The sequence below is a fragment of the Paenibacillus sp. E194 genome (assembly GCF_000935845.1).
GTDB classification, from domain to species: Bacteria; Bacillota; Bacilli; order Paenibacillales; family Paenibacillaceae; genus Paenibacillus_B; species Paenibacillus_B alvei_B.
In genome coordinates, this window is the sequence record NZ_JMDX01000002.1 from 42,287 (window position 1) to 53,817 (window position 11,531).

Consider the following 11,531-nt stretch of genomic DNA (forward strand, 5'->3'; position numbering starts at 1 on the left):
CCAGCCATCTGGGGCGTTGTTCGGCATTTCTAATTTAGACCAAGCCGATCGACGACAAGAAAATCAATATTATGAGCACAGGAGCTATAATACGCATCGTGAACAGCCATATACTTCTCCATACGGGAGAGAGACCCGTCTCTTCTCCGGACTGCTTCCATGCGTATCCGACAAGCAGCGTTACGAACAAACCACCCAGTGGCAGCATGACATTCGAGGTCAGGAAATCAATCCATTGGAAGAAGTTACGGCCGCCCAGTGTCGCTCCCTCCAGAACCCCTCCCGCTGACAGCGTGCACGGAAGACCGAGGATGTACATGGCAGCAATCACATAGGAGGTTGCCTTGCCACGCCCCAAGTTGTAGCGCCGCATGATATAGGCTACAGGCACTTCCGCAAGGGCCAAGCAAGACGTAACCGCAGCAATTGCCAGGAGCAAGAAGAACAAGCCGCCGAACAATGCACCATAAGGCATTGAGGCAAATGCTGCAGGGAGAGCCACGAAGACAAGTCCCGGCCCGGAATCCGGTTCAATTCCAAATGTAAATATCGTTGGGAAGATGATCAACCCTGCAATAAGCGCATAGATTAAATCACCTGCTCCTACTGCAACAGTCGCAAGTGGCAGCGATTGATGCTTGTCTACGTATGCACCATACGTCAGCATGGCCCCCATACCAAGTGACAAGGAGAAAAATGCAAGCCCCAATGCCATCAGTGCGGAATGGAAGGTCAACTGTGAGAAGTCAGGCTTCAGGAAGTAAGAGATTCCTTCAGCAGCGCCGTCCAGCGTAAGCGTACGCACCATCATAACCAATAAAATGATGAGCAGGCCCGGAATAACAATCTTATTGAACTTCTCAATACCACCAGATATCCCTCTGGCAATGATGAATCCGGTTAAGACAAACACGACGATCTGCCAGACAATCGGCATCATCCCTCCGGTGAAGAGCTTGAAGTGTTCCGCATAATCACTACTTTGAAATAAAATTCCTGATACCGACTCAACTGCATAATGGAGCGTCCATCCCGCGATCGTGCTGTAATACGTCATAATCAGGAAGGCAGCCAATACGGCGATAAAGCCCAGTACGCCCCATCCTCTTCTGCGTGATAAAGTGGTGAAAGCAGAGACTGCGTCACCGCGTCCGCCACGTCCAACAGCCAGTTCGCCAAGCAACACTGGCAAGCCAACAATTAAGAGACAGGCGATGAATAATAGGAAGAATGCTCCTCCTCCATTTTGCCCCGTAACGTATGGGAACTTCCACATGTTGCCCAGCCCGACTGAACTGCCGATAGCGGCCAATATAAATCCTGCAGAGCTGAATTGCTCCGACTTATTTCCCTTCTGAGGATCCTGCTGTAATTGCTTCTTTGACATAAATTCGTATGCCACTCCTTCTTTCCTGCTGTATTTTCTAGGGTGCCCCAAGGACTGAGATAAACTCCATTTTATTCAAAAATGCGCTCCGAATCGAATGTAATATTTCTCAAATCCTCCAGCCTACCTCAAGCATAGCAATCTCCCTGCAGCATCCATATGAAAAAAGGCACCCCTTGTGCTGTGTGAGCAGCCAAAGAGCGCCTTAGATCGTGCTATTCATATCCGTGCAGCCAAGAGTGGCTCTTACTTAATTCCTGAGTGCATGAAGCTGCTAATAAACTTGCGCTGGAACAGCAAAAATCCAAGAATTAGCGGCCCTACAACAAGCAATGTTGCTGCACTTACTTCTGCCCACTGCGCCCCCGTCTCGAAAGATTGAGCAAACATAGCAAGCCCCACGGTAAGCGGACGATTCTCTACGGAGTTCGTCACAATCAGCGGCCACAGAAAGTTATTCCACTGATAGCTGACCGATACAACCGCAAATGATATATATACAGGGGCAGACAACGGCACGAAGATGCGCCATAAGATGCCCATGCGAGAGCAGCCTTCCACCATCGCTGCTTCCTCCAACTCAAGCGGCAGCTGCTTAAATGTCTGGCGGAGCAGGAATATCCCGAACGCTGATGCGAAGTACGGTAGCATGATGCCCAGCTTCGTATCTAGCAAACCAAACTCCTTCAATACATGGTAGTTCGAGAAAATAAGAACATCCGCTGGCACCATAAGTTGTACCAAGAACAGCATAAACACAGCGTCTTTCCCGAAGAAGCGCAGGCGTGCAAATGCATAAGCAGCCAGTGTTAGGCTGAGCAGCTGCGCAAGCAACACTCCTCCTGCAATCGTGAAGGTGTTCAAATAATACTGGGCAAATGGAGCACCTTCCCATACCTTTGCAAAGTTAGCTAACGTCCACTCCCACGACCAGAATGAATTCATGCCCGCATCCTTGGGGCGGAATGCCGTCCATAACATCCAGATGAGCGGCACAAACCATACGACGCTGACCACGAGCATAATCGCATGCCAGAGCCACTGCTTCATCCGGCGCTTCGTCCGTTCGAACTTCAAGGCTCGATCCGATAAAGGTGGCCTACGGCCTACGGCGCCTGTACTAAATTCTGCGTTGATCCCAACTGATTTGTCCATAAGGCGCCTCCTTTATTGATAATGGATCTTGCGATCCCAGCCGAAAAATTGTAGTGATGACAGTACCAAGAGCAGTGCGATCATAATGACAGTCATGGTCGCCGCCATTCCTTGATCGTAGAAGCTGAAGGCTGTGTCATAAATGTGATACAGAAGCAGGCTGCTCGCATTGTCTGGACCACCCTTGGTCATAATCCACAAATGATCCACAAGCTTGAATGCATTCGTCAACGCTACAACTGCTACGAACAGCGTAGTAGGCATCGTCAACGGGATTGTAATCCGTGTCGTTACCTTCCAAGTACCAATGCCGTCTACCGAGGCCGATTCATATAAGTCCTTCGGAATATTCTGAAGTCCGGCCAAGTAGAAGATCATGAAGTATCCGGCTTCCTTCCAAATCATCATGCCGATCATAGCCCACATGACTGTATCGGGATGCCCTAGCATATTCATGTCCGCCGACTGTCCAACCCACTTCGCCAGTTGAGCCAACAAACCATACTGAGGTGTGTATATAAACAGCCAAATATTCGCTACCGCGATCATTGGAATCATATTCGGATAGAAAAATGCCACACGAGAGAATGAACGTCCCGCTAATGCCTTATCAGCGAACAGCGCCATAATGAAAGCAAGCGCCATGGAAGTAGGCACTGTGCCAATCGCAAACCATATATTATTGCTGAATACTTTCTGGAATACAGGGTCCTGGAACAGTATGGTAAAATTATCAAGCCCTACAAATATCGGCTCTGGTGTAGCCAGGTCAGATTGATACATACTGAGCCAGGCTGTCTTCAGCATTGGATAATAGGTGAAGAGCATGAGGAACAACAGGGACGGGAGCAGCAGCGCCCATGCCAATGTATTGCGGGATAGACGTTCTTTCCATTTGGCGGTCATTATCCTGACCTCCTTCTCCAATGAATTCTAGTAAGTTCATGATGTATATAAATCGGCAGGGCCTAAGCCCTGCCGATACAGCACGCACATAAGGCATGCGATTGCATCTTGAGCGTGTATTACTTGTTGAACGGCTTCAGTGCGCGATCAGCCTCTTCCTGTGCCTTCTTCAATGCAGATGCCGGATCCGTCGTGCCTGTCAGCACCGCTTGCACTTGATCCGTCAACGCCTTGGAGACTTTACCATTGTTGTGCGTAGACAATTCCGCATAAGCGTGCTCCAATTGATCACGTGCAACAACTGCTTGCGGGAACTCAGCTGCATATTTCTTCATCACATCTGTGTCGTACGCTGACTTGCGGACACCAACATAGCCAGTGTCAATACTCCATTGAGCAGCTTGCTCCGGCTCTGTCATGAACTTAATGAATTCCCATGCTGCTGCTTGTTTCTTCGGATCGATGTCCTTGAAGATATACAAGTTACCGCCGCCTGTAGGTGAACCGTACTGCTTGTTCATCGGCAGGAATGCAACACCGAAGTCGAATTTAGCGTTATTCTTCACATTCGTCAGGTTGCCCGTAGTATGAATCATCATAGCAGTCTTCTGCTCTAAGAAGTCTGTAGGAACTGTTGCCCATTCTACAATACCTTCCGGCATTACCTTATGCTTCTTCGACAGGTCTTGCCAATACTGCAATGCTTCTACATTCTCTGGTGTATCGAAGAATACTTTCTTGCCGTCTTGGGACATGAGGTTGCCTTTTGGATCAGCCATGTTCTGCAAGGAGAACAGTTGGAACATCCAATAAGCAAATCCGGATCCTGGCACCTCGATGCCTTGGCGACCGTCTTTTTTCAGCTTCGTTGCATATTCTGTAAGCTCAGCCCAAGTCTTCGGCGGTTGATCCGGGTTTAGGCCGACTTCTTTGAAAGCATCTTTATTGTAATAAAGAACGATAGTACTGCGTTGGAAAGGGATACTGTATGTCTTGTTCTCAACTTGCGAGTTCGCCATGAAAGCCGGGTAGAAATCATCAAGGAAACCGTTGCCTTCCTTCGCGATAAAATCATCAAGCGGAAGGATTGCATTCGTATCCAACATGCTGAACAGTTCCGTAGACAGCATAACCGCTACATCCGGCGGCTGTTTTGCTTGGATGCCAGCCTGAATCTTTGTCGTCGTATCTGCATAGCTGCCTGTATAAACAGGCTTCACTGTGATATTCGGGTGCTTCTCGGTGAACTTCGCCGTCATACCCTCAACCACTTTCGTCAGTGGACCACCAACTGCGATAGGAAAATAGAATGTTAACTCCACATTCTCATCCTTCGGTGTGGCTGCGTTATCGGCTGGAGCTGTAGTCGCCCCCTCCTGCGTCGTACCTTTCTCTGGCGTCTGTGTTCCTCCTGCTGTCCCTGACTGGCCGCAGCCTACCAGCAGTGTAAAGCACATAAACAGAAGTAGCATCCACTTAGAGCGCATTTGCATATTCCGTGTTCTCCCCTTTTCCAGTATCGTCCTTATTGAGATGGTATGTCTTACACCACCCTTTCATACCATAACCTTGCTCTAGCAAGAGAGTGTTAATTCCATATAAATGTTTTGTTAATGATAGATTCCCAAGTAGATTCCAATGATTCCATTAAGTCCACGATCCGGGGTCAAAAAAACAAAAAACACCCTCCCAGGTGTCCCAGATAGTCATGCACAGCATCATGCATGCTCTATCCTAGAGGAACCCAAGAGGGTGTATATACGTTACGATTCCTTCGTAACGAATTCGTTAAAATGGATACCAAAATGTCCCGAACCCTTGCACCCGCCATATAATCGCTGCGGCAAGCACGAGTACGCTGACAATGACCACGATATAATCTTCACGATGCCATTCCGTCGACGAGAACCACGTACGCTTCGAATGTTTCCCGAAGCCGCGCAGATCCATTGCATTCGATATCGTCTCAATGCGATGCAGCGAGGAGAGTACGAGCGGTGTCGTAATGGATACAAAATGCTTAAGGCGCTGCATAATCGTGCCCTCACCCTTGCCGAATCCAAGTCCACGCGCCTGCATGGCATTCGAGATATGCCGGAATTCCGCCTGCAAATCTGGAATATAGCGAAATGCGATACTGAACGCATAGGCGATTTTGTAAGGAACGCCGATTCGATTTAAGCTGCTCGCCATCCGTGTCGGATGCGTCGTATAGATGAACAAGACGGTTATCGGCATAAGAGACATATACTTCATGGACAATGTAAATACATAGATAACGGTCTCCAGCGTCAATGCGTTGTAGCCCATATCGAGAAGCACAGTAGTCGTACCTGTCAATGTGCTGCCATAAGCCGGTGTAATTAATAAACTGAATAAAGAATTGAATATATTAAATACGATCATCAGCCAGACGAGCAGCCGAATTCGCTTCCATGGCAGCTGCGCGTTGATAAGAAGTACAAGACCAATCCCAAACAGGGGCACGAAAATGCGCAAATCCTGAAATAAAAATACGATTACAGTCCACACAGCCAGCACAAGCATCTTCGCTGCTCCATCCATACGATGGAACAGCGTATCCCGTTCAATATAGAGCATACCTGACTTACTCATGATGCTTCACCCGCTTCTCGTGGTCGATGAATTTGCGCACAAGTGCCTCCGGCTCGCACACGCCAGTCAGACGGGCAAGTGTGCCAAGTGAGGTCTCCTTCACATTGGCTCGTTCAATCGCCTCCATGTGGGTCAGTACATGAGCGGTATCGCCAATTGCAATCAGCTCCCCATTGCATAATACAGCTGCACGCTCCGTATATTCCAAGGCTAAGTGCATATCATGGGTAATGAACAGGAAGGACATGCCACTGTCCGCCAGCTCAGAAATAAAACTCATAAACTCCGTATAGTGCTTATGATCTTGACCTGCTGTCGGCTCGTCCAGGATCATAAGACTCGGCTTCATGGCTAAAATCGAAGCAATGGTCACCCGCTTCTTCTGTCCATAACTGAGCGCAGATACCGGCCATTCCCGATATCCGTATAGACCGCATATACGCAGTGTCTCCTCAACGCGCGCCATGACCTCTTCTTCCTTCATGCCTCGCATGCGCAGTCCGAAGGCAACTTCCTCACGAATCATAGGCTGTGTAATCATGTGGTTCGGGTTCTGCATCACATATCCGATATGTCCGCCCCTTTTCCGAATCGACCACGAGCGGATATCTTCCCCATTTAGCTTGATCGTGCCGGCCGTCGGCGTAGCTATTCCCGTTAACAAATGCGATAGCGTGGATTTGCCTGCGCCATTGTTCCCGAGCAGTGCAATTCGCTCGCCAGCACCAATCGTCAGAGATACTCCCCGAATCACTTCCCGTTCGCCGTCATAAGAGAAGCGAACATTATCCATCTCCAGCATCGAAGTCCGTTCTGTCTGGCGAGTGGCATCCCCTTCCCCAGCGACCCAATTGGATAGGCATTCCCTTGCCTTGTCATTATTGCTAATCGCAAGTAGAGAAGATGGCTTGTCCTCAGGCTTGCATACATAGCCAGCATATTTCAGCGCAGAGACATATAAAGGCTCTCTTATTCCATGCTGCTGCATGATAGAAGAAGCAAGCATCTCATCGGGCGTTCCGATCTGAACAATACGACCTTCTGACATGAGGACAACGCGATCAACATGCTGCTCCAGTACATCCTCAATCCGATGCTCAATAATAATAATCGTCTTATTTGTCTCGCTATGGATATGATCCATCAACTCGATGGCCTGCTTGCCGCTTGCCGGATCCAGGTTCGCAAGCGGCTCATCGAACAGCAAAATATCCGCATCCATCGACAGCACACCAGCCAGTGACACACGCTGCTTCTGACCGCCCGACAGTTCATGCGGACTATGATCGATATAAGGAAGCATGTCCACGACTTCCAATGCCTTCGTTACCTTAGGCTTCATATCCGCCGTTTTCATGCAATCATTTTCAAAAGCGAACGCTACGTCTTCCCCAACCGACAGACCAATAAACTGTCCATCCTGATCCTGTAGGATTGTTCCAACGCTGCGGCTAATCTCAAAAATGCTAAGCTCAGAGGGACGCTCCCCCTTAAGCGTGTACTCTCCCGTTATCGTTCCACTGTACGTAAAAGGAATTAGCCCATTCATACAATGGGCCAAGGTCGATTTGCCGCAGCCGCTTGGGCCGGCAATTAATATTTTTCTCCTGGGTAAATATCCAGGTTCACATTTCGCAATGTCGGTTCGGACAAACTACGGTATTGAAAGCTAAAATCTCGAAACGAGATAAGCGGTTCTTTCATTGAATCTGTAGCTCCTGTCTTCAAACTTGAACGCTGCATTATTTCTGCACTCGCAAATTCGAATTGTTGCGATTCATTTGAAGCAGTGCCAGCACAGCCAACAATCCAAGCACCAAGTGAACGCCAATATTCGCCAACGTGGAAGCCGTAAACTGTACCCACATCTTATCTGCCGGTTCTCCGAACAAATACACATCCAAAATACTGGACACACCAAAACCAACAGCCAACGCAAGCGATCCGGTTATCGCCAATGCTACAATGCTGCCCTTCGAGGAGCGCCCTTCCTTAATGTTGAATGATGAATTCAAATACACAAGTCCCATGCCAAAGCCGGATATAGCCGACCCGAGCACCCATGTCCACCAGATTGTTCCGCCGCCCCAAGTCAAATCAGTAATGATATGCCCGATGGCTCCACTCAAAAATCCAACGATCGGTCCAAACATGGCTCCGAAGATGGTCAGAATGGCAATTGCCGGACGCAATCCGGTCTGCGGCACTAACGGAATAGTGACTGTGCTTAGCAAGCCGTACAATGCTGCCCCGATGCCGATGGCGACTACCGTTTTGGTGTTAAAGTCGAAAATTGATTGCTTCATCCTTATGCAACCCTTCCTTCTCACTCAAAATAGGTATCGACGCTCGCCCGTTCGAGAGGTGGCCTCATCACGATTTTATTAAATCCGAACGTTAGATTGTGATTCCAATCATAATATAAAGGATTTTCCATAGTATGGATACAGGTTTTATTTTCCAAAATCGAGTTTTTCTAGCCTTTTGTACCGAAAACTAGGGATTATTGGGAGGAAACTATATATTTTATCTATAAAAACAATAGATATAACGATATTATTCCGTTTATCCCGAATTATGCCGATCACATATTCAATCCACTGTGACGATTACAGCAGCCGAACCATACGTTCTGTATGACGCAGTTCTTGTATCGTGCGCACCCCGATGCCGAACATGGCAATCCGCAGCTCAGCTTCCACCTGAGCCAGAACCTTATCAACCGCTTCTTCGGAATCTGCTGCTGCAGCAAGCAGTGAGCGCCCGAAGCCAGCCACATTGGCACCAAGAGCAATCGACTTGGCCGCATCGACTCCTGTATGTAATCCTCCACTCGCAATAACAGGCTGATTCGGCAGCGCCTTGCGTACCTGCTGCACACTGACTGCGGTCGGAATGCCCCAATCGGCAAAGGCCTCCGCGGCACGCTGCATGACAGCATCGCGAGCACGCAGTTTCTCAACCTGGCTCCATGAGGTTCCACCCGCCCCTGCAACATCGATGAAGGCTACGCCTGCTTCCACAAGCTGCTTCGCTGTATCCGGCGCAATGCCCCAGCCGACCTCTTTCACGCCGACCGGCACGTCCAACTCGCTGCATAGCTGCTCGATACGGCGAAGCAGACCGGAGAAATTGACATCCCCCTCCGGCTGGAACACTTCCTGCATCGCATTCAAATGCAAAATAAGCCCGTCCGCCTCGACGAGCTCTACCGCACGGCGGCACTGCTCAATTCCCATCCCAACGTTAAGCTGAACGGCACCAATATTGGAGTATAACGGTATGGTAGGGGCTAGGTCACGGATGCGGAACGTACCCGCGACCTCGGGATTCTCCACCGCAGCGCGTACGGAGCCTACACCCATCGCCCAGCCACGGGCTTCCGCCACGACAGCAAGCCTGCGATTGATTGGCGCCGCATGACTGCTTCCTCCTGTCATAGAGCTAATCAGCAGCGGTGTGCGAACTTCCTTGCCAAGCCATTCTGTCTTCAATTCGATCTCCCGAAAATCAACTTCGGGCAGTGCCTGATGGACGAAGCGATATTGCTCCAGCCCTGTTGTTATCCCTACTCCGTTCACTGGTTGTTCGAGGCATATTCGAATATGCTCTGTCTTGCGCTGCTCGGTCAACGATGCCGAATCTGGCTGACGTTCCCGCATCGGCGCACCTCCTCACCTGATCGTATGTGCAGTATATGGCCTGTCAGTTAAAGTTTGCAATTCTCACTTCATCCGCTGTCAATCACAGCAATCCTATTTCCTGATTTCCCTAAGTCTTGCGCCTATTCGATAACACTGTCGGGCTGCACTGTTGCATTAAGCTCCCCGATTATGCCTCAAGATTAAGCCTCTTCCTTCGGTTCTTCCGCACCGAAAATTTGCCGCTTCAATCGCTCTCCCGTTGGCGTAACCGCAAGCCCTCCGCGCGCCGTTTCCCGCATCGTCGATGGCATCGTCTGCCCAATGCGGAACATCGCCTCAATCACCTCATCGCACGGGATGACACTCTCTACACCCGCCAGCGCCATATCTGCTGCGACCATGGCAATCGCTGCGCCCATGGCATTTCGTTTCACACACGGCACTTCCACGAGACCTGCAACAGGATCGCATACAAGCCCCAGCATGTTCTTCAGCGCAATTGCCATCGCATGTGCGGATTGTTTAGGGCTTCCCCCTGCCAATTCGGCAATGGCAGCCGCAGCCATCCCAGCTGCTGATCCGACTTCTGCCTGGCATCCGCCAGCTGCGCCGCTGATCGATGCATTGTTCGCAACGACAAGTCCGAACGCTCCGGATGTGAACAGGAATTCCACCATCTGCTCGCGGGTAGGATTTAATTTGTCCTTCAATGCGAACAAGGTACCCGGAACGACCCCGGCCGAACCCGCGGTCGGCGTAGCACAGATAAGCCCCATTGCAGCATTGACTTCATTCGTAGCGACCGCCTTGCTCACGGCATCCAGCAGCGTGTCCCCACAGAGGGACTGTCCAGATTGAATATATTGTTGAAGCTTCACCGCATCGCCGCCGGTCAGCCCAGAATGGGAACGAACGCCTGCTAAGCCGCGCTCAACTGCCTGCTCCATTACATCCAAGTTGCGCATCATCTGCTCGATCACCTTCTCACGCGAGCATTGACGCACTTCCATTTCCTGCTCAATCATCACATCGGAGATTTTGCACTGTCGTTCTTCAGTAATTGCGATTAATTCCGCCACATTGCGAAACATAACTACTCCTCCTTCCTTCTATCGTATTTAGTCTTCCATACGAAGCACACGATTTACTCCAGGGAGCTCTCTAATTTGCTGCAGGATTGGTTCGGCAATCGCCTCATCCGTCTCAATGACCATGAGCGCCATCTTCCCCTTCTCCTTGCGGCTTACTTCCATATGTCCGATATTCACCTGTTCTCCGCTCAATATATGGGTCACACCCGCAATAACTCCATACCGGTCATGGTTCATAACGAGTATCGCAGGACACTGTCCAGAGAGCTTCAGATTGAACCCGTCCAGTTCTGTAATTTCAACCTTCCCGCCACCGATTGAAATTCCTGCAACCTCCATCTCATCGCGCTCGTCCGTCATCCGGATGCGGGCAGTGTTGGGATGCTCCGGTACAGCTTCCTCAGGTGTGATGATGACTTCCATTCCTGCCTCTTCCGCATATTTCAATGAGTCCGGCAATCTTGCATCGTTCGTATCGTAATCGAGCACACCCGCAACAATGGCAACATCTGTTGCATGCCCCCGGTAAGTCTCAGCGAATGAGCCGTATAGGGAGATATGAACCCGCTTCGGCTGTCTGCCGAAAATACTTCTTGCCAATCGACCAATCTTCGCTGCTCCCGCTGTATGCGAGCTGGATGGCCCCACCATGATTGGGCCGATAATGTCAAATACACTGCGATATTTCATCGCGCTTCCCCCTTCGTCGACATCCCCTTCTCATCATGCACA

At 49.9% G+C, this 11,531-nt stretch carries 9 protein-coding genes and 1 pseudogene; all 10 read right to left on the reverse strand.

Annotated elements, in window-relative coordinates; genetic code table 11:
- Nucleotides 1–34: 34 nt before the first annotated feature.
- On the reverse strand, nt 35–1,387 hold the full coding sequence (locus AZ66_RS00575) for a sodium-dependent transporter (RefSeq protein WP_044353152.1): 1,353 nt from the start codon (nt 1,385–1,387) through the stop codon (nt 35–37).
- Nucleotides 1,388–1,633: 246 nt separating this feature from the next.
- Nucleotides 1,634–2,437, reverse strand: coding sequence for a carbohydrate ABC transporter permease (locus tag AZ66_RS00580; RefSeq protein ID WP_044353170.1), 804 nt, complete (start codon nt 2,435–2,437; stop codon nt 1,634–1,636).
- Nucleotides 2,438–2,554: 117 nt separating this feature from the next.
- A complete protein-coding gene (locus tag AZ66_RS00585; RefSeq protein ID WP_044353153.1) occupies nt 2,555–3,448 on the reverse strand; it encodes a carbohydrate ABC transporter permease in 894 nt (297 codons plus the stop codon).
- Between the two features lie 119 nt (nt 3,449–3,567).
- Nucleotides 3,568–4,941, reverse strand: a complete 1,374-nt coding sequence (locus AZ66_RS00590; RefSeq protein ID WP_021258929.1) for an ABC transporter substrate-binding protein — start codon at nt 4,939–4,941, stop codon at nt 3,568–3,570.
- 295 nt (nt 4,942–5,236) lie between these two features.
- Complete coding sequence (locus tag AZ66_RS00595; protein ID WP_021258930.1) at nt 5,237–6,064, reverse strand: energy-coupling factor transporter transmembrane component T family protein; 828 nt, start codon at nt 6,062–6,064, stop codon at nt 5,237–5,239.
- A pseudogene (locus tag AZ66_RS00600) lies at nt 6,057–7,768 on the reverse strand (ABC transporter ATP-binding protein). The gene AZ66_RS00595 and the pseudogene AZ66_RS00600 overlap by 8 nt, the downstream one beginning before the upstream one ends.
- A gap of 38 nt (nt 7,769–7,806) precedes the next feature.
- Complete coding sequence (locus AZ66_RS00605; RefSeq protein WP_021257200.1) at nt 7,807–8,370, reverse strand: ECF-type riboflavin transporter substrate-binding protein; 564 nt, start codon at nt 8,368–8,370, stop codon at nt 7,807–7,809.
- Between the two features lie 303 nt (nt 8,371–8,673).
- On the reverse strand, nt 8,674–9,726 hold the full coding sequence (gene fni, locus AZ66_RS00610; RefSeq protein ID WP_021258932.1) for a type 2 isopentenyl-diphosphate Delta-isomerase: 1,053 nt from the start codon (nt 9,724–9,726) through the stop codon (nt 8,674–8,676).
- A 182-nt stretch (nt 9,727–9,908) separates the two neighbouring features.
- Nucleotides 9,909–10,799, reverse strand: a complete 891-nt coding sequence (gene sdaAA, locus AZ66_RS00615; RefSeq protein WP_044353154.1) for an L-serine ammonia-lyase, iron-sulfur-dependent, subunit alpha — start codon at nt 10,797–10,799, stop codon at nt 9,909–9,911.
- A gap of 27 nt (nt 10,800–10,826) precedes the next feature.
- Entirely contained in the window at nt 10,827–11,489 is a 663-nt protein-coding gene (gene sdaAB / locus AZ66_RS00620) for an L-serine ammonia-lyase, iron-sulfur-dependent subunit beta (protein WP_044353155.1), read from the reverse strand.
- Between the last annotated feature and the right edge of the window lie 42 nt (nt 11,490–11,531).